The following is a 24,136-nucleotide window of genomic DNA, read 5'->3' as shown; positions in this document are numbered from 1 at the left end:
GCGGACGAACGCTGCCAGCGTCAGTAGCGGGCCCGACTAGCCCGGGGTGGACGAATGTTGATGGCGTCTGCGCGATTGCCGGGTTTTGTGAGCGGACGAGTGCTGTGCGCATCAGAAGCGGGCAGGGAATCGCTTCTAGGTGGATGAACGTCGGGCGTCGGCTGCGGCCGCTGGCGTGCGACGGGTGGATGGGCGCTCCCGGCGGGCGCGGCGGTTGTGGGGTCCCATGGGCAAAGGGGGTGCTGTGGGCGTCAGCAGCGGTCAGGGGATCGCCACGGGCCGATGCATTTCTGGCTTCCGCTGCGGCTGCCGGCTTGCCACGCGGGGTGGATGAACCTTCGGGCGTCGGCTGCGGCTGCCGGCCTGCGACGGGGTGGATGAACGCTCGGCGTCGGCTGTGGCTGCCGGCTTGCCGCGGGGTGGATGAACCTTCGGGCGTCGGCTGCGGCCGCTGGCCTGCGACAGGGTGGATGAACGCTATCGGCGTCAGCGGTCGCTGGGGGTTCGCCATGGGCGCACGGGCACTGCCGGCGTCCGCAGCGGTCACCCGGAGCGCCACGGGCGGATGAATGCCGGCGGCGTCGGCTGCCGGGCGGTCGGAGACAGGGCGGATGCCGGCGGCGTCAGCGAGAGCTGCCGGCTTGCCATGGGTGAGGGATGCCGGCGGCGTCAGCGGTGGCTGGACATGGGGTGGATGGACGCTGCCGGCGTCAGCGAGGGCCGCGGGCTTGCCATGGGTGAATGGATGTCAGCGGCGGCCGCCGGCTCGCCATGGGTAGACGGTGGCGTCGGGTGGGGCGGAGCGGGTGGCGGCCTCGAGGGAGGGGGCTTCCAGGAGGGCGGCCCGGCCCACGTGGGCGGCGCCGTCGAGGGCGAACAGGTCGCCGTACGCGAAAAGGTGTTTGGACGTGATCGGGGAGACGCCCCCGGCCATGACCAGGTAACCCGCGGTCGCCGGGATTGTGCGGCCCAGCAGGGAGACGTAGCGGCAGAGGGTCACCGACTCGAACACCCCGCCCTGGTAGTAGGGCTCTTCATAGGCGAACGCGCGCGCGGCCGAGACGTCGGGCAGGTCGGCTATGTGCAGGCTGCCGGTGGATTCGCCGTGAGTGTCGAGGGTGGGGCCGCGGGCGATGAGACGGTCCGCGTACGGGTCGAGGAAGGTCCAATGCCTCTCGGTGAGCTCCATTTTCAGCTGCAGGGAGCCGGGACGGTCGCGGCCGTACACAAAGAACTGCACGAATACCTCTGTCGGACACGCAATGCCGCCCGGTGAACGAGCACCGGGCGGCATCGGCGGAACGGTCAGGAACAGTACGTGGTTTGCTTGCCGATCACCTTGTACGGGCAGTCTGCCACCTCGGCCAGCAACAGGGCGGCCTCCCGGTTGCGCGATGTCTCGCGGGTGATGACGCTCGCCGGCGGATAGAAGCCACCCCCGGACGACGTACGCGGGTACATCTCGAACGTATAGGCGAAGATTTTGTGCGTTCCCCACAGCCAGTCGAGCAGGTCGCCGTCGGTGATGTACAGGTCGGACGACTGTTCGGGCGTGTAGTTGTTCGTCGCGGCCATCTGCCGGCCGAACGTGGAGAACGTGTTGTAGTCGTCCGTCGTCATCCCCGTGGTCGTGTTCGCGGTCGTGTGACCGAACGGCCAGAGAACCAGTTCCGAGTACGTGTGGAAGTCCATCGCCGCGCGGATCTGCTGCTTTCCGGCCACGACGCGGCTGGTGACGAAGTCGCGGACGGCCCGGGTCTCGGGGGCCGAGAAGGCCGACGGGCCGCGGTAGGTTGCCGACGACGTGCTGCCCGACGAGCCGCCGCAGCAGCCCCAGCGGTAGCCGTAGTTGCGGTTGAGGTCGGTGCCGACGTTCGACGAGCCGCTGTTGGGCTGACGGTTCTTGCGCCACGACCGGTAGCTGCCGGTGGCGACGTCGTACTCCGAGCCGTCCGGGTTGACGGACGGGACGATCCAGAGCTCGCGGCTGTTCACGACGTTGCGGAGGCGCGTGTCGCTCGCATAGCCACTCGTGTAGAGGTTGAGGACGTAGAGCGCCATCTCGACGGTCAGGTGCTCCCGCGCGTGATGGTTGGCGTCGTAGAGCACCTCGGGCTCGTTCTCGTCCGTGCCCACGTTGTCGGAGATCTTCACGGCGACGATGTCGCGGCCCTCGTACGTCTTGCCGATCGTGCGCTTGCTCGCGATGGCGGGATAGGCGGCGACGACCCGGTTCACCTCGGCGATCATCTCGCTGTAGTTGTGGTAGGGCGCGTCCGACGGCGGGAAGTCGAACGTGGACAGCACCGGCTGCACGGTGAATCCCTGACGCTGCAGGGCGCGCACCTCGGCCGGTGTGGCGGTGACCGTGACCACGGCGTGCTCCACGCTGTCGATGGCCACGCCGGTACGCGCGATCTGGTTACGCTGCCCGGCGCCGCGCACGTCGTAGATCTCGTACTGCGCGGGCTCCGTGCTCCCGGCCGGCGCGGCGTCGGCGGGCACACCGGCGACCAGCGCGCCCAGCATCGCGACGGCCAGGGCGGCCACGGCCGTACGTCGTCGTCTCATGAACGACCTCCAGGGGGAAGATGGTGTCCACACCCCACCACTGGCGGTGCATCGATGGCAATCTATTCGGGCATGCCATTGAATACCTCTTACGGCCTTATAGGCCCGGGCCGGCCGGCGGCCACCCGTCCGGGACTGCCCGTTACGACATCGTCAAGGCCGGATCTTTATTCATCGGGTGCCGGGCTGTGAGCATGGCTGCATGACAGGGAAGAGATTCGAGGTGCGGCGGTACGAGGAACCGGACCGGGATGACGTGCTGGCGCTGGCGCCGCAGCTGACGATCGGGGTGGCGCCGTGGCGCGACCCCGCCGCGGCCGAACGGGCGGCACGCGGCTGGATCTCCTCGGCGATCGGCCGGGCCGGCGGGGAGGACAGCGCGGTCTTCGTGGCCGCCGGCTCGGACGGCGTCGCCGGGGTGGTGAGCGTGGCCGAGCGGACGCACTTCACCGGAGAGGTCGACGCCTACGTGGGCGAACTGGTGGTGGCGGCCGGCGAGGAGGGCCATGGCGTGGGCGCGGCCCTGATGGACGCGGCCGAACAGTGGGCGCGGCGGCGTGGTCTCGGCCGGCTGACGTTGGAGACGGGCGCGGCCAACGCGCGCGCTCGCGCCTTCTACGGACGGCTGGGATATCAGGAGGAAGATGTTCGCCTGAGCAGACGCCTGTGAACGGGCACCGCCCATCCCGGTCGTGCGCTACGGCCCGGTGTTGCGCCCGGGCCGGCCGGAGCCCCCGGTTCCGTCCCGGTGCTCCTGGCCGGCCCGACGAGGCGTACGTCTTCAGTCGAGGCAGAATTCGTTGCCCTCGGGGTCGTTCATGACGATGAAGCCGTAACTCATCGGGAGGTTGGGCTCGGAACGGCTCACCCGCTTGGCGCCCAGCGACACCAGGCGGTCGCACTCCTTCTCGAGGGCGGCCATCCGCTCATCGCCCTGCAGGCCGGGCGCGGCGCGGACGTCGAGGTGCACGCGGTTCTTGGCGATCTTGTCCTCGGGGACCTGCTGGAAGAAGATGCGCGGGCCCGCGCCGTCGGGGTCCTCGAGCGCGGAGGCGGCGTTACGGCGCTCCATCGGCACCTTGTTCTCCTCCAGGAACTCGTCCCACGCGGCCAGCGGGTCGGCGCCGGGCTCCAGCTCGACGCCGGGCGGGCCGGGATGGACGTAGCCCAGGGCGTCGCGCCAGAACGTCGACAGCGACTTGGGGTCGAGCGCGTCAAAGGTGACCTGGATCTGGCGGCTCATCGGGTGGCTCCTCTCAGGTGGAGGTCGCGCAGCAGGGCGACCTCGCTCAGGTGGTGGATCATTTCGCGGTGGATGTGCAGCACCAGCGTGGCCATCGACGCCTCGGGGTAGGGCTCGGCCGGGCCGCACGGACGGCGCAGCCCATCCTCGCCGAGGCTCCGCACACCGGCCAGCCACACGCCGAGCTGCTCGTCGAGCTGTTCGCGGGCGAGATCGGCGCTTCCCGCGTACGGCCAATCGTCGTAGGAGGCGGGCGCCGCGCCGAAGTGGGCGGCGTTACGGAGGGCCAGCACGCCGACGATGACGTGCCCGAGCCGCCACGCGATGGTGGTCACCGGCGCGGGCTCGGGCTGGGGGACCGCGAAGTCGATCGTGTAGTCGCCCCGGCCGGCCCGCACCGGGGCGGCCGACGTGCCGCGCGGGCGCACACTCCACGCGTCCGGCACGGGCTCCCAGAAGTATTCGTCGTCGGTCAGGCCGTCCAGCCGGGCCCGCACCTGGTTGTCCCAGTGCCATTCCCACTGCTCGCGCAGCGTCCGGTTCCAGTCGAATCCGTCCATGGGGACACCCTGACACGGAACGAGGACAGGATCGGTCCGCTACGTCGGGGAGAATCGCCGGCATGGAGGACATGGGGACGACCGAGCGCGTGCTGGCCCTGCTCGGGTTGCTGCAGCAGCGCCGGGTCTGGACGGGTCCCGAGCTGGCCGGGCGGCTGGGTGTCACCACGCGTACGGTCCGGCGCGACGTCGAACGGCTGCGGGTTCTCGGATATCCGGTGCACGCGGGGCAGGGCGTCGGTGGCGGCTATCAGCTGGGGCCGGGCCAGGATCTGCCGCCGCTGCTGTTCGACGACGAGGAGGCCATCGCCACCGCGGTCGCGCTGCTGGCCGGGGCGGAGAGCGGCGATGCGGCCCTGCGGGCGCTGACCAAGCTGGACCGGGTGCTGCCGGCCCGGTTGCGGCACGAGGTGCGGGCGCTGGCCGGGTCGGTGGAGTCGTTCGGCGGGGGCGGGCGGCCGGCCGTGGACTCCGAGGCGCTGATGACACTGGCGCGGGCCTGCCGGGACGAGGTCGAGGTGGCCTTCACCTACAAGGAACAGCCCCGGCGGGTGGAGCCCTATCGGCTCGTGGCCTCGGACCGCCGGTGGTATCTGCTGGCCTTCGACCTCGCCCGCGACGATTGGCGTACGTTCCGGGTCGACCGCATGTCCGAGATCTCCGGCAACTTGCGGCACTTCGCCCCGCGCGACGCCCCGGAGGCCGCCGAGTTCGTGCAGGAAAGCATCTCCAGCCGCGTCTACCGCCATCAGGCCCGGTTTCTCGTACGGGCCGGGGCGGACACCGTACGCGCCCAGATCCCGGCCTCGGCCGCGGTGGTGCGCGACCGGACCGCCACGACCTGCGAGGTGACCAGCGGCGCGGGCAACCTCGACTTCATCCTCATGCACATGGCCCTGCTCGGCCACGACTTCGAGGTGCTCGACCCGCCGGAGTTGCGCGACCGCTGCGCGATCCTGGCCGGTCGGCTGGGCCGGGCCGGCGTCACCAGCTCATGACCACCTCGGTCGCCGCGTCCCGGACGTCGGCGTCGCCGTGCTGCCGCAGCGACCGCAGGCGGTCACGCCACTCGACCGGCCAGCCCAGCCGGTAGCCGCGCCGGGTGAGCGCGACCGCGAACAACCCGCCCGCGAGATCGCCACGCCGCTCGAAGTCGGTGGCCCGGGCCAGCTGCCGGCCGGCCTCGAACATAGACTCGCGCCGGGTCAGGTAGCCCTGGAGGGTCCGCGACACGTGATAGGCCACGATCGGACGGCCGGCGCAGCGGTCGGCCACTTCGTCGAGCACGTCGACGCCGCCCAGCGCGACCATCATCGTGAGCGCCGGCTTGAGGAACCCGGGCCGGTCGGCCAGTTCCCGCGCCGCGGCCAGCATCGGCCCGCGATCGACCGCGGGTCCGATCCGCGCGGCCCAGCCGTCCACGGCGTCGGCGATCTCGTCGAGACGTTCACGCCACGGGCGGTCGCGGTCGGCGTTCCCGGCGTCGTCGGCCGTGTCGGCCTCGGCCAGCCGCTGCCACACCGCGCCCAGCCCGCCCCGGCGCAGCGTGCCGACCAGCGCCTCGGCCTCGTACCCGCCCAGATAGGCGTCGAGGTCGGTGAGCCGGTCGACGACCAGCCCGGTGACGTCGCCGAGCCAGGGCGCCCAGTCGGGCACCAGCAGGAAGGCGGTGCTGCGTACGGTCCGGTCGTCGCTGCGGCAGGCGGCGTCCACCAGCGCGGCGAAACGGGACCGGTAGCGCCCGGCCACTCCGTCCGGTTTGGCCGCCAGCACGGCCTGGCGCTCCTCCCGGCTGCCCCGCACCCCGGCCTCGAGAATCGTCCAGCTCTCGGGGGCCCACAGGTGTTCCCGCGCGGCCGCGATCACGGCGGCGCGCACGTCCCGATGCTGACCGTCCTTCCCGTACGCCGCCAGCAGCGTCCCCATCGACGCGGACGGACCGAACCGGCCGAGCAGGCGCGCGGCCTCCTTGCGGCTGGTCACCTTGGCCGGGCCGAGCAGAACCGGGTCGAGCAGGGCGGGCAGGCGCGACGGCCGCACGAACCGGGCCGCCCGCCCCGCCGCGTACATCGCCACCCGCGCCCGGTCGTCGCCGGCGTGCGCGAGCAGCGTGGCCATCGCCTCCTCGGGCCGGTCGGTCCACACCAGCGCGCCCAGCGCCGCCTCGGCCAGCACCACGTCGGACGAGCTGGCATAGCGCAGCACGACGGCCGAGCCGAGCACCGGAACGCGCGCGGCGGCCCGGATCGCGGCCGCCCGCTCGGGCCGGGTGGCGCCCGGGTCGGCGGCGATCCGCTCCTGCAGTTCGGCGAACAGGACCTGCTGGCGCGGCAGCCACCGCTCGCAGAAGTGCGGCCACGGCGGCACCCAGCGCACACCCTCCTTGAGGAAACGCCCGCGCGGCGGCCGGGTGAGCACCCGGTCGAGCAGGTCGGTGCGGCTGCCGCACAGGGTCGCCCAGATCGTGGCCGACCCGGCCACGATCGACACGTCCAGGTCGAGCACCTCGGCCACGCGTACGGGCCGGGTCCGCGGATCGGCGAGCCACAGATCGGTCGCCGTGCGCACGACCGACGGCACGTTGCCCGGATCGAGGGCCCGGCGCAGCAACGCCTGCAGCCCGGCGACGTTCCACGCGCGGCGCCCGAGCGCGCGGGTCAGCGCGAACAGCGGTTCGAAGAAGCCGCGGTCCATGCCGGCCTCGACCCAGCCGCGCAGCCGGTCGAAGACCATCAGCTCCTGGCCGCGGCGCAACGTGCGGTCGTAGCGGCCGAGCACCGGCACCGACTTGCCGGCCGCGGTGAGGTCGATGGTGAGCAGCGCCCAGTCGCGCAGCGCCGGTTCGCCGACGTGGTGCTGCAGCACGCGGACGGCGAGGGCGCCCAGGGCGGCCAGCGACTGCGCGGACACGTCGCGCGCCTCGACCGCGTCGGTCGTGAGCCGGGTCAGCCGGTCGGCCACCGCCGGGGTGATCAGCGGCGCCACCTGGGCCAGCGCGGTCAGGGTGGCCGAGCGCACCGGATCCTGCTCGTTGCGCAGCCGGTCGAGCAGACCCAGGGCGCCGGCCACCGCCTGCGAGTCCCGCGAGCGGCGGGCGGCGTCGATGAGATTCCCGTACGCCGCGGCCCGCACCTCGGCGTCGCCGCTGCTGGTCGCCCCGGCGATCGCGTCGCGCGCCTCGGGCCACGGCAGAAAGGCGCTCAGCGAACGGAGCACGGCCTCGTTGTCCCGGGCCCACGGGCGGGTCATCTGGCGGCGCGCCTCATCGGCCCGTACGGCGTGCGGCAGCAGATCCATCGTGGCCGGGTCGAGCCGGGCGCCGGCCGAACCCACGGTCCGGGCGTGCAGCGCGCCGCGCCGGCTCGGCGGCAGAGCGGCCAGCAGGTTCGCGTATCCGGATCCGTCCCGGACCCGGCGGGCCAGCGGCAGCACCTCGTCGTCGGGCAGGACGGCCAGACGGCGGGTGAGCGCGCGGGGCAGCGGGCGGTGGGCCACCCAGGTGGCCCGGCCCGGCGCGGCGAGCAGCGCGGCGACCCGGCGGGGGTCGAGGGCGGCCAGGACCCCGTACCGGGAGAGGTCGCCCGGCAAATGGTTGGCGGGGCCGTGGCGCTCCAGCAGGTCGAGCAGACCGGCCGGATCGCAGTGCAGCACGGCGTGACCGTTCCGGGCCCAGAGGCGCTCGCTCATCTCGGGGTCGGCCGGCTGGAGCTGGGCGGTCAAGTGCTCGAGCAGCACGGCCGGATGGCGGCGGGCGACGGCGGTGAGGTTGGCGGCGTAGTCGAGCTCGGGCAGCGCCTCCCGGACGACCCCGGCACTGCACGCCGGGAGCAGGGCGGCCGCCTCCTGATCGCCGTAGAGGTCGCGCACCCGGGGGAGCAGCGAGTCGGCGAGGCCGGGCGCGTGCACCCGCCGCAGGGTGCGATAGACGAGGCGGCGCTCGGCGGCCGGGCGGTCGAGATCGAGGTCGAACCCGGGCGAGGTGAGCACGCTCTCGAGGGCCCGGGCCCGCAGCGCGGCCTCCGGGCCGGCCAGGGCCAGGAGCACCTCGCCGGTCGCGCCGGTCACGAGCGCGGCGGTCAGGGCCAGCGAGCGTTCGTACGGCCCGGCGGTGTGCAGATCGGCGCAGACCTCGGCGCGGTCGGTGGCGGCGCGCGCCCAGGCCGAGACGCGCGTCATCCTCTCCCCGTATGGGAAAGGGTCGAGCGAAGCGAGCAGATCGTCCGTGGCCTTGAGCACGTCCTCATTCTGCTCAGTCGATCAAGGGGTTTTCGTCAGTAGGTCAGCTCGAGCACGAACCACTCGCCCGGACCGGTCAAGGTGAGCGGGCCGCCCGGGTGGTAGGCCACCGCGCCGTCGCGGGCCAGCTCGGCCAGCACGTGCGGGCGGTCGCCGAGGTCGAGCTTGCGGGCCTCGTCGCCGCCGACCTCGACCGTCCACACGGCGACGTGCGGGTGCAGGATGACCGGCAGCCGCCCGTCCTCGGTGGCCGGGCCGGGACGCTGCCCCTCGACGCTGCGGTCGCCGGGGCCGATGTCCTGCGGTTCGGGCCGGTTCTCGCCCAGGTCTTTGAGCTCGACGAGCCGATTCTGGTAGAACCGCGAGCCGATGTTGGTCAGCCGGTGCACGGGCGAGAGCGGGCGATAGACCGACCCGCCGCGATACTCGTTGAGGAACCGCGGCTCGCTGCCGTCCAGCCAGTCCATGCGGGCCTCGGAGCCCGAGATCGACAAGACGACGTACGGATTGTGGTGCAGATGCCACGGGTGGGTCGCGCCGGCCCGCAGCGAGACGTCCCAGATCCGGACGGCCTCGTTGTCGAGCAGCACGGTCTGGCCGACACCGTCGAGAACGACACGCTCGCCGGCGGGGGAGTGCACAACCTGACCCTTCACGCCGACCACCCCATCATCAGTGGTGGTCGATGTCAAAACTCGCCGGTGACGCGGGCCAGGGTGCGCAGGCCGATCCGGGCCATGGCCGGGTTGGTGCCGGCGTAGTACCAGGGCAGACCCATCGCCTGGGCGAACGCCCACGCCCGGCCACGCTCCCATTCCAGTTCGGACGGTTGCAGCGCCTCGCGCAGGGTGCGGCGGGGGCCGGCGTCGAGCAGGTGCCAGGCGCTGGTCAGGTCGAGGGCGGGGTCGGTGGCGGACAGCCCGCCCACGTCGAGAATGCCGGTGAGACGGCCGCCGGCGACCAGGACGTTGCCGGGGATCAGGTCGCCGTGCGTCATCGCGTCGGGGGTGTCGCCCCGGGGCAGTTCGCGCAGCCGCGACCAGAGCGGGCGCAGGCCGGGGTCGTGCCTCTCCAGGCAGATCTCCATCCACTCGTCCTGGGACTTCAGGTCGCCGCCGCGGCCCGCGCCCGAGAACGTGCGGCCGTGGGTGGGCAGGGAACGTACGGCGGAGATGAACTCGGCCAGGTCGCGAGCGAAGTCGTCACCGAGGGGCTGGTCGCCGGCCACCACGCCGGGCAGCCAGGTCTGGACCGACCAGGGCAGCGGGTAGCCGGCGCCGGGCTCACCGAGCGCCACCGGTTCCGGGGTGGCGAAACGCGTCCGGCCGGCCAGTTCCGCGGCCGCGGCGGCCTCACGCTCCAGCCACTCGCGGGCGCCGGGACGGGGCTGCAACGGGAAGCGGACCGTGTACGCGTCGCCGAGCCGGAAAATCGCGTTGACGGTCCCCTGCGTGGCGAGCTCACGGAGCGGCAGGTCGCGCCACCGCGGGAACTGCGAGTCGATCAGCGTGCGGGCCGTGGCGGGGGAGACGTCGATCTGGTCGGCGTGCATCGTCGGGGTGGCGGGTCAGAGGCCGTCGCAGGTGTTGCGGACGTCGGAGATGAGCTGGCCGACCCGGTTGACGTCGAACGTGACGTACGCCTGCTGAAGCTGCTGTGCCTGCGCGGCCAGCACCCGGTATTCGGTGTCGCCCTGGCCCGCCGCCTGAGCGAGCGCGATGGCCCCGCCGACCTGGAAGGTGGTCAGCTCGGTGACGGTCTCGGGGGCCCAGCTGTCCGGCACCCGGTCGAAGACACCGCAGGCCGCGGCGGCGTCGGCGGCCGGGTCGTCCCCGCCCCCGCCCACGAACGAGCTGGCCGCCCACAGGATGCCCACCACCAGCGCGCCCACGAGCGCTCCGGCGCCCGCGGCGACGAGCAGCCGTCGTGAACCGCCATCCCGGGGCCGCACCCCGGCGGCCGGCACGCCGGCTTCGGTCGTAACCGGCGCCGGGCCGGTCGTGCCGTCGTTCGGCCAAGCCGCGGCGACGTCCGGCCCGGCCGGCTCACCGGCCGGTCGCTGCCACGGATCGCCCCCGGCTGCGGGCGCCGTCCCGGCTGCGGGCGCGGGAGGGTGAGCCGGGGCGGGCGGGGACTGCTCGGGCTGCTGGGGCGTCGTCATAGCCCGAAAGACTTCCATATTCGCCGAACGTGGTCACTACGGCACGGGAGTCCCGAATCCGGTCATCGCGGCGATCAGGCGGCCACCGTCCGGGGAACCGGCGCGTGCACCTCGACACTGTCGCCGCCGCGGCGCTTGGCGCAATACATGGCCGCGTCGGCCAGTTCGACCACCGACGGCAGCGCGGAGGCCGGGCCGCCCGCCACCCCGACGCTGAGCGTGGCCGGCCCGTCCAGGGTCCGGACCGCCTCAACCATCCGCTGCGCCACCTCGCGGGCCAGCGCGCTGCCGACGCCGGGCAGCAGCACCGCGAACTCGTCGCCGCCGAGCCGGGCCACCAGATCGTCGTCGCGCACCAGCCCGGTCAGCGCCGCGGCGATCGCCTTGAGGGCGGCATCACCGGCGGCGTGCCCGGCCGTGTCGTTGATCTGCTTGAACTTGTCGGTGTCGATCACCAGCACGGTCGACCAGATGTCCGGTCCGGCCTGGATGCGGCACACTGCCGAGTCGAACGCGCGCCGGTTGGCCACGCCGGTCAGCGGGTCCATCCAGGCCGCCGCGCGCAGCTGCTCCAGCGACCGCATGTGCTCGACCGAGGTGAGCGTGCGCAGGCGCTGGTGCCACAGGGCGGCGGCCAGAGTCGCCCCGTACGCCGCCCCGGCCGCGGCCGCCGCGGAACCCTGCCGGGCCAGCAGCACCGTATGCGTGTGATGGTGGGCCGCGGTCAGCACCACGCCCGTGTCGGCGGGCAGGGCGGCGATGGCGGCCTCGATGACCTGCAGCGCCTCGGTCAGCCGGCCCGTGCGGCGCAGCGCGACCGCGTGGAACGGCCCGGCGAAGGCGAGCAGCAGCGGGCTCATCCCGCGCCCGCGGAGCCGCTCGAGGAGGTAGGCGATCTCGGTGGCGGCGGCGGCCGGATTGTGCCGGTCGGCCTTGGCGCAGGCCGCGGAGAGCAGCGCGTAGTCGGACCACACCGCGGCGTCCGGGCCCTGTGCCTCCCCGGCCGCCCGCACCCCGTACGCCTCGGCCTGCGCGGTGTGGTTCTCGGCCGCCTCGACCTGACCGACCTGGTAGAGCTCGAGCGCCCACAGCAGGTGCAGCTCGGCCAGGTTGATCAGCCACATCGCCCGGTTGCCGTTGGCCGGGCCGGGTGCGGCGCTGAGCGCGTACGCGGCCTCGTAGTGGGCTCCGACGAGCTCGTAGAGGCGCAGCTCGAAAAAGGCGATCGCGATCGCGACCCGGGCGTTGACGGCGGCCACCGGTTCCGTCTCGTCGACGACCAGGGCCTCGGCCGTCACCAGATCCCGCAGCGCGCCGTCCAGGTCGTACTCGGCCGTGTGCGCCTCGCCGACCCGCGCCCGCGTGCCGGCCCGCGTGGCCAGCGCGGCCGCCCGCCAGCCGGGCGAGCAGGCGGAGTCCAGCATCCGGGCGACGGCGTCCTCGAACGCGGGCATGTCACCGAGCACGTTGAACGCGGCCACCCGGACGAAGTGCAGACCGGCGTGCCCGCCCTCGCCGAGCAGCGCCTCGGCCTGGGCCAGCGCCTCCACGGCCTGACCGGCCTGAGCCTGTTCGAGCAGACGTACAGATTCCTGAGTGGGATGCATCGCCCCTCCTGGCCTGTTCATCGGCCAGGACCGGCCGCAAATCAGCGTTTTGTGAAGCGGTACTCGACTTCCGGCCGACCGGGCCCGCCGTAACGCGGGTTTCGCGCCACCTGTCCGGTTTCGGCGAGGTGCTCGAGGTAGCGCCGCGCGGTGACCCGGGAGGCGCCCATCCGCGCCGCCACCTCGGCCGCCGACAGCCCGGCCGGTCCGTCGGCGGCCCGCAGAACCCCGAGAACCAGATCGAGGGTGCCCTGGTCGAGGCCCTTGGGCAGCGAATCGGGGGAGGAGCCGCGCAGCGCCGCGAACGCGCGATCGATCTCGTGCTGTGCTGCCACCTGCTCGGGGCCCAGCATCTGCCGCCGGTACCGGGCGTACCCGAGCAGTTTCTCGCGGAAGGTGGCGAAGGTGAACGGTTTGAGCAGGTAGTGGGTGACCCCGAGGGAGACCGCCGACCGGACCACCGCGAGATCGCGCGCCGACGTCACGACCAGCACGTCCGTGCCGATGCCGGCCGCGCGCAGGGCCCGGGTCAGCTCGAGCCCGAACATGTCGGGCAGGTTGAGGTCGAGCAGCACCAGATCGACGGGGGTCGAGCGGAGCGTGGCCATGGCCCGTTGCGCGGTGTGCGCGACCGCCGCCACCTCGAAACCCTCGACCCTTCCCGCGTACGCCGCATGAGCCTCGGCCAGCAGCGGCTCGTCCTCGACCACGAGGACTCGGATGGCGCTCACGGACGGACCGGAAGCCGGACGGTGATCACGGCGCCGCCGTCCGGTCCCGCGGACACCTCGATGCTCCCGCCGTGCCGGTCGGCCACCTGCTTGACCAGCGCCAGACCGATCCCGCGGCCCTGCGCCTTGGTCGTCCAGCCCCGCGCGAACGCTCCGGCCGGCAGCCCGGGCCCGGTGTCACCCACCCGCACCAGCACCTCACCGTCCGACTCGACCACCAGCACCGTCACCACCCGCGGCGGCCCGGTGCCGGCCACCGCCTCGAGCGCGTTGTCCACCAGGTTGCCGACCACGGTGATGAGGTCACGGCTGGGCAGCGGCGTGGTGTCCGCGAGCCGAGACGCCTCGTCGATCACCAGTTGCGCGCCCCGCTCGGCGGCCTGGGCCGACTTGCCCAGCAGCAGGGCGGCCAGCGCGGGCTCACTCACCGCCCCCACCACCTGATCGGTGAGCTGCTGGGCCACGGCCAGTTCGGCGGTCGCCAGTTGCAGTGCCTCCTCGGTGCGGCCGAGCTCGACCATGGTCAGAACGGTGTGCAGCCGGTTCGCGGCCTCGTGGGCCTGCGACCGCAGCGCCTCGGTGAGGCCCCGCACGGAATCCAGCTCGCCGGTGAGCGTACGCAGCTCGGTGTGGTCGCGAAGCGTCAGGACCGTGCCGACGGTCTGGCCCTCGGAGCGGATCACCCGCTGGTTGGCCACCAGCACCCGGTCACCGGCCAGCACCGGCTCGTCCGCGGCCGGGGTCTTCGACGCCAGCAGCTCGCTGATCTCGGACGGCATGTCGAGCGAATCGCCGGTCAGGCCCAGCAGCCGCCGGCCCTCGTCGTTGACCAGCGTCACCCGGCCCGCCCGGTCGGCCACGACCAGTCCCTCGCGCACCGAGTGCAGGACCGCGTCGTGGTACTCGTACATCCGGGTCATCTCGGCCGGGCCGAGACCGTGCGTCTGGCGGCGTAACCGGCGGCTGAGCAGCCACGACCCGGCCGCCGCGATCAGCAGCGCCAGCGCCGTCGGAACCGCTACCGCCGGCGTACGGGAAAGCAGCTTCTCATTGAGGGCCGTGGTGGTGATGCCGACCGACACGAGCGCGATCACGGTGTTCCGATCGATGACCGGGACGACCGTGCGCACCGACTCGCCCAGCGTGCCGACGCTCTTCTCGATGACGACGCCGCCCCGCAGCGCCTTGTCGATCGAGCCGATGAACGGCTGCCCGATCACCTCCGGGGTCGTGTGGGTGAACCGCGTGCGATCCGGGGCCATCACGACGATGAAGGTGGTCTCCGTGGCCAGGCGGACGCTTTCCGTGTACGGCTGCAGGATCTTCGACGGGTCCGGATCGTCCACCGCGTCGATGACCGTGGGCGAGAGGGCCACGGCCTGGGCGATCCCGACGACCTGGTCGATGGCCGCCTGCTCGGTGTCGTCCCGGGCCAGCAGCGCGGCCCCGGCCGTGCCGATCGCCACCAGCGTCGTCACCACCAGCACCTGCAGGACGAACAGCTGCCGCGCGATGCTCCACCGTCGTGCTATCGGCATGTTTCCGGTCCGGTTCTCCGCAGTAAACAGAATGAACGCAATGTCGCCCTGGGGTGAGACGCAGGACACAGTCTGCGGCATGGAGACCCAGAGCCCCACCCCGCGGGTCCGGCGGGACAGAACGCACTACCTCTACCTGGCCGTGATCGCCGCGGTCCTGGCCGGCATCGTCATCGGCCTCGCCGCACCGGACGTCGCCAAGGAGCTCAAGCCCATCGGCACCGGGTTCGTCAACCTGATCAAGATGATGATCGCCCCGGTCATCTTCTGCACGATCGTGCTCGGCGTCGGCTCGATCCGCCAGGCGGCCAAGGTCGGCCGGGTCGGCGGTCTGGCCCTCGGCTACTTTCTGGTCATGTCGACCGTGGCGCTGGCCATCGGCCTCGTCGTCGGCAACATCATCCACCCCGGCTCCGGGCTGCACCTGGACCCGGAGGCCGCCGCGGCCGGACAGAAAGCGGTGGGCGACACCGGCGAGGAGGGCCTGGCCGACTTCGTGCTCGGCATCATCCCCAACAGCCTGCTCTCCTCGCTGACCGACGGCGAGGTGCTGGAAACGCTGATGGTGGCGCTGCTGGTCGGCTTCGCCGTGCAGGGCATGGGCCGCCGCGGCGAACCCGTGCTGCGCGCGATCACCGTCATCCAGCGGCTGGTCTTCAAGATTCTCGCCATGATCATGTGGCTGGCCCCGATCGGCGCGTTCGGCGCGATCGCGGCGGTGGTCGGCGAGACCGGCGTCGACGCGCTCAAGAGCCTGGCCCAGATCATGCTCGGGTTCTACGTCACCTGCGCGATCTTCGTGTTCCTCATCCTCGGCGCGATCCTCTGGGTGTTCACCCGGCTCAACCTGTTCTCGCTGCTCAAGTATCTGGCCCGCGAGTTCCTGCTGATCCTGTCGACCTCGTCGTCGGAGTCGGCGCTGCCCCGGCTGATCGCCAAGATGGAACACCTCGGCGTCAGCAAGCCCGTCGTCGGCATCACCGTCCCGACCGGCTACAGCTTCAACCTCGACGGCACGGCCATCTACCTGACGATGGCGTCGCTGTTCATCGCCGAGGCCCTGGACCAGCCGCTGTCCATCGGCGAACAGATCTCCCTGCTCGTCTTCATGATCATCGCCTCCAAGGGAGCGGCCGGCATCACCGGCGCGGGCCTGGCCACCCTGGCCGGCGGCCTGCAGAGCCACCGCCCCGAACTGGTCGACGGCGTCGGCCTGATCGTCGGCATCGACCGGTTCATGTCCGAGGCGCGGGCCCTGACCAACTTCGCCGGCAACGCGGTCGCCACCGTCCTCATCGGCACCTGGACCGGCGAGATCAACCGCGAGAAGACGCGGGCCGTGCTGGCCGGCGAGGACCCGTTCGACGAGACCACCATGCTCGACGACGAGGACGACGCCGCCACCCAGGACGCCCCGCCGCCGGAGCCCGGCACCCCCGAACCGGCGCCGGCCGCGAGAACCTGACCCAGCGAGCCTCCATCCGGCGCCACCCGGCGGCCCGGCCCTCCGCGCACCCCGCGAGGAGGGCCGGGCCGCGGGCTGTCGGGCCACTTTCCGCGCGTGAGTAACATGATCGGGTGCTTGCCCCCGGAGCCATGCTCAGCGACCGATACCGCCTGACCCAACGTCTCGCCGCCGGCGGCATGGGTGAGGTCTGGCGCGGCGAGGACGTCATGCTCCATCGCCAGGTGGCGATCAAGGTGATGCTGCCCGCGCTGCGCAGCGACCGCGAGTTCGTCACCCGCTTCCGCACCGAGGCGCGCATGATGGCCGCGCTGCGCCACCCCGGCATCGTGCAGGTCTACGACTACGGTGAGACGTCCGACGGTGACTACCTGGTCATGGAGTTCGTCGAGGGTATCCCGCTGTCCAAGCGGATCGAGCAGGCCGGCCGGCTGAGCCCGGCCGAGACCATGACGATCGTGGCCCAGGTGGCGGACGCGCTGCAGGTCGCCCACGAGGCGGGCATCGTGCACCGCGACGTCAAACCCGCGAACCTTCTCGTACGCCCCGGTGGCGCCATCGTGCTGGTCGACTTCGGTGTCGCCCGGTCCGCCACCGCGAACGGCCTGACCGGCACGAACGTGGTTCTCGGCTCGGCCAACTACATGGCTCCCGAGCAGGCCGAGGGCAAGCCGATCGGACCGCCCACCGACGTGTACGCGCTGGGCGCCGTCGCCTACTGCTGCCTCACCGGGCGCCCGCCCTACGTCGGCGACAACCCGCTGCAGGTGATGACCCAGCTGGTGTACGGGCAACTGCCCACCCTGCCGCCCGACGTGCCCCCGGCGGTGTCCGCGCTGGTGCTGCGCGCCCTGGCCAAGGAGCCGTCGCAGCGGTTCGCCAGTGCGGCCGAGCTGGCCTCGGTGGCCCGGTCGCCCGGCCGGGGCGGCCCGGGGTCGTTCGCGCCGCCCCCGCCGACGCGCGCGTTCCCGAACGGCGGCCCGGGTCACACGGCGGCCGGTTTTCCCAGCACGGGCCGGGCCCAAGCCGGTCACCGGCCGCCGGGGCAGAGCTCGAGCCGGATCCCGGCCCCCGGCAGCGCCCAGGCCGGCGGCTATCCGTCCGGTTCCGGCACGCGGGTCGGCGGCTACCCGACAGGCGCCCAGGGCCGTTTCCAGCCCGGGGCCCAACCCGGCGGTTTTCAGCCCGGGCGGGCTCAAGCCGGCCTCGGTCGGCAGACCGGCTTCCACTCTTCGGCGTCCGTCTCCGGAGCCGCTTCAGTCCCGCGGCCGGGCGCCTCCGGCGGCGGCACAGGTGGAGGCACCGGCGGCGGTGGAACCGGCTCCTTCGGCGCGGGGGCCGGCGACGGTGCCCCGAAGCGCCGCAACATGATGGTCATAGCGGCCTTCGTGGCGGTCCTGGTCGGCCTGGGTGGCGTGGGCCTCGCGGTGGCCTGGCCGTCGCTGACCGGCGCTTCCGACAGCTCGGACAATTCCGGGGACGGCCCGCTGGCGGCCGGCGACACGACCACCGAGACGACCGCCAAACCCGGCAAGACCGGCGGCTCGCGCACGAAGACCCCCAAACCCAGCAAGACCACCGACAAGGCCGAGCCCACCGCCGAGCCGACGACGGCGCAGCCCGCGGCCCAGCCCAAGGACCCGCAGGCGGTGTGCGGCGACGGCTTCGACGTCGTCGACCGCAAGAGCCTGAAGGGCGGCGGCACCAGCGGCCGGGTCTTCCTGCTCTACAACGAGGACAGCGACGAGAACTGCGTGGTCACGGTGAAGCTGACCGGGATCGGCGAGAAGTCGTCCATGTCGGCCTACCTCGAAATCGAGGGCCAGCCCGCGACCGAGGACAACACCTCGGCGATCGACTACGTCGGCCCGGTCACCGCCCAGGCGGGGGAGGCTTGCGTGAAGTGGGGCGGCTCGATCGACGACCAGTCCTACTTCAGCGACTTCGAACAGTGTGAATGATCTAGCAGAATCGTGTCCACGGCCTCGCGGACGGCGTCCAGCTCGGGATGCAGCGCGGCCAGGGCGTCGACGGCGGCGTCCAGGTCGTTCAGCCGGGCCCGGTCCTCCAGGCGCCCGCAGGCGTCGGCGGCGTCCCGGGCCCCGATGTTGGCCATGATGCCCTTCAGCTGGTGGGCCTCGTTGCGCAGCGTGCCGGCGTCGTCGAGGGCCAGGGCCTGGCTGATCTTCTCGACGTGGCCGGGCACCCGGTCGGCCATCGTGCGGAGCAGGCGTTCGATCACCGGGGCGCTCGCGGCCGGGTCGGGGCCGCGCAGCTGGTCCAGGCGCTCCTCGATCTGGGCGACGACCGGGGGTGTCGCCCACTTCGCCAGCGCGGCGGCGACGTCGGTGGGCACCAGCGGCTTGGCGATGTGCTCGTCCATGCCCGCCTCGAGGCAGCGGGCGCGGTCCTCGGCCAGGGCGCTCGCGGTCAGCGCGATGATCGGCACGTGCCGGTCGGCGCCCTCCTCACGGCGGATCTCGGCCGTCGCCGCGTACCCGTCCATCTCGGGCATCAGGCAGTCCATGAAGATCAGCTGGTAGCGGTGCTCGGCCGCCATCCGCACCGCCTCGCGGCCGTTGGTGGCGACGTCGGCCGAATAGCCGAGGTTGGCCAGGATGCCCAGCGCGACCGTGCGGTTGATGTCGTTGTCCTCGACCAGCAGCACGTGCCCCTCACCGGCGGGCGCGGCGGCCGGCGGTGACACCGGCGGGTCGTCGGCCGCGAGCACCCCGACCAGCGCGTCGTAGAGCTGCGACTGCCGCAGCGGCTTGGTGAACGCGGCCGACATCACCGCCGGGTCGGGCTCCGAGGGCAGCGACTGCGAGTCGTTGGTCAGCAGGATCGTCTTCGGCGCGGGCGTGCCCGCCGGCGCCTGGGCGAACGCGCCGTCGTGGATGACCAGGTCGATCGGGCGCCCGGCGGCGGCGGCGTCGCGCAGGATCTCGTACGCCTCCTCGCCACGCCCCACCCCGGTGGCCCGCATCGACCAGGCCGCGAGCTGGTCGGCCAGCACCGCCCGGTCGGCCTCGTCCTGATCGACGATCACCACGCGCAGCCCGTCGAGCGCGTGATGGTCGCTCAGGCCCACCCCGTCCCGGGCGGCCCGCAACGTGATCGTGAACCAGAACGTGCTGCCCTGACCGGGCTCGCTGTGCACGCCGATGTGCCCGCCCATCAGCTCGACCAGGTCGCGCGAGATGGCCAGGCCCAGCCCGGTGCCACCGAAACGCCTGGTCGTGCCCGCGTCGGCCTGCGTGAACGGCTCGAACAGCCGCTCCTGCTGGTGGCGGTCGATCCCGATGCCGGTGTCGCGCACCTCGAACCGTACGGGAACCGCATCGGGCCCCGTGGTGACCGCGGTGTCCAGGGTCGCCGAGATCGAGACCCGCCCGTACGCGGTGAACTTGATCGCGTTCCCGGCCAGGTTGAGCAGCACCTGGCGCAGCTTGGCGGCGTCCCCGCTGACGGTCGCGGGCAGCCGCGGGTCGCACTCGCCGGTGATCGCCACCGAACTGGTCGTTCCCGGCGGCGCGGCCAGCGCCACCACATCGTCGACGAGCCGCTGCAGCTGGAAGTTGGTGTCCTCGAGCAGCACCTTGCCCGCCTCGAGCTTCGAGAAGTCGAGCACGTCGTTGATGACCGACAGCAGCGCGGACCCGGCCGTGCTGATCCCCTCGGCGTACCGGCGCTGCTGCTCGTCCAGGGCGGAACCGAGCAGCAGGCCGGTCAGGCCGATGACCCCGTTCATGGGCGTACGGATCTCGTGGCTCATCGAGGCCAGGAACTGCGACTTGAGCCGGGCCGTCTCGATCGCCTGATCGCGGGCCTGGGCCAGGGCCTGCTCGGTCTCGAGGCGGGCGCTGATGTCGCGGGCGAACGCGTGCACGTGCGACGCCCCGTCGTGCCGGATCCGCCACATGGTCAGCTCGATCGGCCGTTCCCGCCCGTCGTGGTGCAGCGCCGCCATCTCGGTCGGCCGGTCGAGCAGCCAGTCCCACCGGCCTTCGAGGAAACGGTCCAGCGCGGCCCGGTACCGGCCGGGCAGCACGGTGTCGGCCACGTGCCGGCCCACGATCTCGTCCCGCGGCCACCCGAACACCAGCTCGGCCTGCCGGTTCCACTTCTCGATGACGCCGTGCGAGTCCATCGAGAAGAACGGGTCGGCCGCCGCCGCCATGATCATTTCGAGTTTTTCCCGCTCGACCCGCAGGCGCTTCTCGGCCCGTACGCGGGCAGTGATGTCGTGGGCCACGGTCGACGCGCCGATGATCCGGCCGTCGTCGTCGCGCATCGGGGCCATGCTCAGCGACACCTCGATGACCCGGCCGTCCTTGCGCATCCGCCGGGTCTCGTGCTGCGGCAGCGTCTCGCCCTGATTGACCCGGCCCAGCAGCAGTTTCTCCTCGTCGAGCCGGTCCGGCGGCAGCAGGCGGGTGACGTCGTGCCCGATCATCTCGGCGGCCGTGTAGCCGTACAGCCGCTCGGCCCCCGAATTCCAGGTCTGGATCGTGCCGTCGAGCGCCTTGCTGACGATCGCGTCGTTGGACGACTCGACGATCGCGGCCAGCCGGGCGTTCGTGTGCGCCTGCATCCGGCGCGCGCTGACGTCCTGGATCGCGGCCAGCACCATCGTCTTGCCCTCGGCCTGCACGGGCGACAGGCTCACGTCGACCGGAAACTCGGAGCCGTCCTTGCGCCGCGCGGTGAGCAGCATGCCCTCACCCATCGGACGCGCCGACGGCGACGCGAAATACCGATTGCGATGCTGTACGTGAACCTTGCGGCTCGCCCCCGGCACGAGCGTCTCGATCGCCGCGCCGATCATCTCGTCCCGGGCGTACCGGAAAAGCGTGACGGCCCGCTGGTTGGCGTGCACGATGTGCCCGTCGCTGTTGACGCACACCATGGCCTCGGGCGACGCGTCGAGCAGGCTGCGGAACTTACCCTCGGCCAGGCGCAGCTGGGTGACGTCGACGCCGGCCCCGAAGATCGCGTACGCCCGGCCGCGCCCGTCGCGCAGCGTGTGCAGGGTCGTCACGTACCAGCGGCCGTCGAGTTCCTCCTCGTACGTGACCGGGCCGGGTCCGCTCAGCACGTCGCGGTCGTGCCGGGAGATCTCGGCCATCCGCTCGGGGGAGTGCACCTCGTGGTCGTGGCGCCCGGCCGCCCCGTGCAGGCCGTGCAGCCTCTCGTAGGCCGGGCTGACGATCTGGTAGCGCCCGTCGATCGACTTCACGAAGGCGGGCGCCGCCGACTCCTGGAGGATCGCGGCGAGGTCGATGTAACGCTCCGTACGGCGGCGGTCGTGACGGCGTGCGAGCCGTCGCCAGGCCCAGACGAGACTGCCCGTAGCGATCACGGCGGTGGCGACACGTCGGCTACTCACGGTCAATAACCGTACAAGGGAAATATCTTGCTTTAGTCTTATAACGGACATGAGCAGATGAGGAGCCGCCGGTGGCCACGGTGATGGTCGTCGACGATGTGGCCGCTAACCGCGACATCGTCCGCTTGCTGCTGGGCTATCGCGGTCACGACGTGATCGAGGCCCACGACGGCGCCGACGCGCTGCGGCTCGCCCACGAACACCATCCCGACATCGTCGTCTCCGACGTGCTCATGCCCGGAATCGACGGTCTGGAGCTGGTGCACCGGCTGCGCACCGACCCCGACGAGGTGGCCGCCCAGGCGCCGGTGATCTTCTACACCGCCAACTATCTCGAACCCGAGACCCGGCCCATCGCCGAGGCGTGCGGGGTCAGCCAGGTCGTGCTCCGCTCGCAGAGCCCCGACGAACTGCTCGACGCGGTCGACGCGGCCCTGGCCAACGGGCCCGTCTCGATCGACGTGGTGCCGTCCGACGACTTCGCGCAGGCCCATGTGCAGGCCGTGAACGCGAAGCTCATCGAGAAGGTGCGGGCGCTGCACCACACGGAACGGCGTTTCGAGGCGATGGCCGTGGCCTCACCGGTCGGCATCGCCCTGCTCGACGCCGACGGCGAGGCCGACTACATCAACCCGCGGCTGGCCGAGATCATGCGTACGCCCATCCCCGGTCTGCTCGGCCGCGGATGGCTGGCCTGCCTGGACGATTCGTCGCGTCCGGACGCCCTCGACCTGCTGCGCGGCGGAGCGGCCGAGCGCCGCTTCACCCACCGCTTCGAACTGCCCGACGGCACCCGCCGATACCTGCGACTGCAGTTGCGGCACATCGAGGACGAGGAAGCCGAACTGGCCGGCGGCGTGCTGATGGTCGACGACGTCTCCGACCTGGTGGACGCCGAGGAACGACTGCGCGACGAAAGCCGCCGCCGGCAGGACGACGCCCGCCGCCGCGACGCCGAACGCCTGGACAGCCTGCGCCGCATGGCCGGCGGGGCGGCCCACGACTTCAACAACATCCTCGGGGCCATGCTCGGATACACGACCCTGGCCATCGAAACGGTCACCGACACCACCCTGCCCGCCGGCATCTCGGACTCGCTGCTGGCCGACCTCGAGCAGGTGATCAAGAGCGGCGAGCGCGCCAAGGCCCTGACCCAGCAGTTGCTGGCCTTCGGCCGGCGCGAAATCACTCAGCCCACGACGTTCGACCTCAACCCGCTGCTGCGCGACCTGCTCAGCACCTTGCAGGACTCGGCCGGCGCGACCCCGGTCGTCCTGCAGCTCACCCCGTCTCCCGCCGACGTGCGGGCCGACCCCAAACAGATCAGCCAGGTGCTGGTCAACCTGGTCAGCAACAGCGCCGAGGCAACGCCGGACGGCGGCACGATCACCATCACCACAGCGGCCACCCCGGACGGCGACGCGGTGGTGACGGTCCACGACACCGGGCGCGGCATGCCGTCCGAGGTGCTCGACCGGGCTTTCGAGCCGTTCTTCACGACCAAACGCTCCACCGGGACGGCCGGGCTGGGTTTGTCGACCGCCCACGGCATCGTCAGCCAGGCCGGCGGGCAGTTGACGCTCACCTCCTCGCCGGGCGCTGGCACGACAGCGACAATCACCCTTCCCGGCGTACGCCCGGAGCCGTCGCCATCCTCGTTGTCGTCTGCGGCTGCTGGGCCGCCGTCGTCATCTGCCGGGGTCGGCTCGCCCTCTCCGTCCGCGGCGGCATCGTCGCTTCCGTCCGCCGCCGCGCCGGAGTCCCTCGGGACCTCCACCCCTGCGGCGTCGTCGGTCGCCCCGGCAACCGTTGGTGGAGCGCCTGCTACGCAGGGTCGGTCTGAGTCTCCGGAAGTTGCCGGCACGTTCGGCCATCCGGCCGTTTCTGAAGTGCCCGGCCATCCTGGTGTCCCGGGCGCGCTTGGCCATTCCGCTGTCTCGGACGCGCTCGGCCGTTCTGCTGTCTCGGGCGTGCCTGGCCATTCTGGTGTCCCGGATGTGCCTGGCCATCCTGCTGTCCCGGCCGTGTCTGACCGGCCGGCTGCTTCCGGTGAGCGGGACCGGCCGGTTGCTTCCGACGTGCGTGACCACCCGGCTGCCTCTGGCGGAGCTGAGCACCCGGCCGACTCCGATGTGCCCGCGTCGCCGACTGCCCATGTCTTGTCCAAGCCGTCGGCCCGAGCGGGCGTGCCCGGGCGTCCACGTGCGGCCGAATCGGACAGCGGCCGCGAGACGCTGCTGCTGGTCGACGACGAGGCGGACCTGCGCGAGGTGACCGCCCGCTTCCTCGGCGGCGCGGGCTACCGTGTGCTCTCGGCCGCCGACGCCGTCGAAGCCCTGCGCCTGCTCGACGGCCATCACGACCCGATCGCCGCCATGATCACCGACGTGGTGATGCCCGGCATGAACGGCCGCCAGCTGGCCCGGGTAGCCAAGCAGCGCCGCCCCGAACTACGCGTCGTCTTCGTCTCGGGTTTCGCCGAGGCGCTGATCGACGAGGCCGGCAACAACCTCGAACCCGACTCGATGATCGTCGCCAAGCCCTACACGCGAGATCAATTGCTGGCCGGCGTCGAGTCGGTCCTGCGCCGCGCATAGACAGCCATGGCCCCGCGCGGAAGTCGGGGTCGGCCCGG

General features: G+C 72.2%; 16 protein-coding genes and 1 pseudogene. 5 read left to right on the top strand and 12 right to left on the bottom strand.

All coding sequences use genetic code 11. The features are described from left to right. Positions 1-748: 748 nt before the first annotated feature. The gene (locus ACZ3I4_RS31595; protein WP_465385694.1) at positions 749-1,240 is read right to left on the bottom strand and encodes a YciI family protein; all 492 of its coding nucleotides are present in this window, start codon (positions 1,238-1,240) and stop codon (positions 749-751) included. A gap of 71 nt (positions 1,241-1,311) precedes the next feature. Next, a pseudogene (locus tag ACZ3I4_RS31590) lies at positions 1,312-2,571 on the bottom strand (M14 family metallopeptidase); the annotation flags it as partial. A 202-nt stretch (positions 2,572-2,773) separates the two neighbouring features. On the opposite strand from ACZ3I4_RS31590, the gene ACZ3I4_RS31585 reads away from it, so the two are divergent. Beyond that, a complete protein-coding gene (locus ACZ3I4_RS31585) occupies positions 2,774-3,241 on the top strand; it encodes a GNAT family N-acetyltransferase (protein WP_465385693.1) in 468 nt (155 codons plus the stop codon). A 111-nt stretch (positions 3,242-3,352) separates the two neighbouring features. Here ACZ3I4_RS31585 and ACZ3I4_RS31580 read toward each other — a convergent pair whose 3' ends face one another. Together ACZ3I4_RS31580 and ACZ3I4_RS31575 are read right to left on the bottom strand one after the other, a co-directional pair. Beyond that, positions 3,353-3,814: a VOC family protein gene (locus ACZ3I4_RS31580; RefSeq protein WP_465385692.1), complete on the bottom strand. Its 462-nt coding sequence runs from the start codon at positions 3,812-3,814 to the stop codon at positions 3,353-3,355. Further along, entirely contained in the window at positions 3,811-4,374 is a 564-nt protein-coding gene (locus ACZ3I4_RS31575) for a DinB family protein (protein ID WP_465385691.1), read from the bottom strand. Before ACZ3I4_RS31575 ends, ACZ3I4_RS31580 begins: the two co-directional genes overlap by 4 nt. A gap of 62 nt (positions 4,375-4,436) precedes the next feature. Here ACZ3I4_RS31575 and ACZ3I4_RS31570 point away from each other — a divergent pair, with 62 nt between their 5' ends. After that, complete coding sequence (locus ACZ3I4_RS31570) at positions 4,437-5,372, top strand: helix-turn-helix transcriptional regulator (protein ID WP_465385690.1); 936 nt, start codon at positions 4,437-4,439, stop codon at positions 5,370-5,372. Here the strand turns inward: ACZ3I4_RS31570 and ACZ3I4_RS31565 are convergent. The 7 genes from ACZ3I4_RS31565 to ACZ3I4_RS31535 form a co-directional block, all read right to left on the bottom strand. After that, on the bottom strand, positions 5,359-8,610 hold the full coding sequence (locus tag ACZ3I4_RS31565) for a hypothetical protein (protein ID WP_465385689.1): 3,252 nt from the start codon (positions 8,608-8,610) through the stop codon (positions 5,359-5,361). The genes ACZ3I4_RS31570 and ACZ3I4_RS31565 overlap by 14 nt on opposite strands. 35 nt (positions 8,611-8,645) lie before the next feature. After that, entirely contained in the window at positions 8,646-9,266 is a 621-nt protein-coding gene (locus ACZ3I4_RS31560; protein WP_465385688.1) for a cupin domain-containing protein, read from the bottom strand. A 32-nt stretch (positions 9,267-9,298) separates the two neighbouring features. After that, entirely contained in the window at positions 9,299-10,162 is an 864-nt protein-coding gene (locus ACZ3I4_RS31555; protein WP_465385687.1) for a phosphotransferase, read from the bottom strand. Positions 10,163-10,177: 15 nt separating this feature from the next. After that, entirely contained in the window at positions 10,178-10,771 is a 594-nt protein-coding gene (locus ACZ3I4_RS31550; RefSeq protein ID WP_465385686.1) for a hypothetical protein, read from the bottom strand. A gap of 74 nt (positions 10,772-10,845) precedes the next feature. Further along, the gene (locus ACZ3I4_RS31545; RefSeq protein ID WP_465385685.1) at positions 10,846-12,378 is read right to left on the bottom strand and encodes a GGDEF domain-containing protein; all 1,533 of its coding nucleotides are present in this window, start codon (positions 12,376-12,378) and stop codon (positions 10,846-10,848) included. Between the two features lie 41 nt (positions 12,379-12,419). Then, positions 12,420-13,109, bottom strand: a complete 690-nt coding sequence (locus ACZ3I4_RS31540) for a response regulator (protein WP_465385684.1) — start codon at positions 13,107-13,109, stop codon at positions 12,420-12,422. Continuing rightward, on the bottom strand, positions 13,106-14,647 hold the full coding sequence (locus ACZ3I4_RS31535; protein ID WP_465385683.1) for a sensor histidine kinase: 1,542 nt from the start codon (positions 14,645-14,647) through the stop codon (positions 13,106-13,108). Before ACZ3I4_RS31535 ends, ACZ3I4_RS31540 begins: the two co-directional genes overlap by 4 nt. 79 nt (positions 14,648-14,726) lie before the next feature. Here ACZ3I4_RS31535 and ACZ3I4_RS31530 point away from each other — a divergent pair, with 79 nt between their 5' ends. Together ACZ3I4_RS31530 and ACZ3I4_RS31525 are read left to right on the top strand one after the other, a co-directional pair. After that, complete coding sequence (locus ACZ3I4_RS31530; RefSeq protein ID WP_465385682.1) at positions 14,727-16,112, top strand: cation:dicarboxylate symporter family transporter; 1,386 nt, start codon at positions 14,727-14,729, stop codon at positions 16,110-16,112. Positions 16,113-16,225: 113 nt separating this feature from the next. Next, on the top strand, positions 16,226-18,073 hold the full coding sequence (locus ACZ3I4_RS31525) for a serine/threonine-protein kinase (protein ID WP_465385681.1): 1,848 nt from the start codon (positions 16,226-16,228) through the stop codon (positions 18,071-18,073). Here the strand turns inward: ACZ3I4_RS31525 and ACZ3I4_RS31520 are convergent. Further along, complete coding sequence (locus ACZ3I4_RS31520) at positions 18,043-21,501, bottom strand: PAS domain S-box protein (RefSeq protein WP_465385680.1); 3,459 nt, start codon at positions 21,499-21,501, stop codon at positions 18,043-18,045. The two genes, ACZ3I4_RS31525 and ACZ3I4_RS31520, sit on opposite strands and share 31 nt — an antisense overlap. 71 nt (positions 21,502-21,572) lie before the next feature. Between ACZ3I4_RS31520 and ACZ3I4_RS31515 the strand changes: the two genes are divergently transcribed. Continuing rightward, positions 21,573-24,098, top strand: coding sequence for an ATP-binding response regulator (locus ACZ3I4_RS31515; RefSeq protein WP_465385679.1), 2,526 nt, complete (start codon positions 21,573-21,575; stop codon positions 24,096-24,098). Positions 24,099-24,136 lie beyond the last annotated feature (38 nt).

Source organism: Actinoplanes sp. NPDC021490, assembly GCF_055562135.1.
This window is presented reverse-complemented; position numbering and strand designations above follow the sequence as displayed.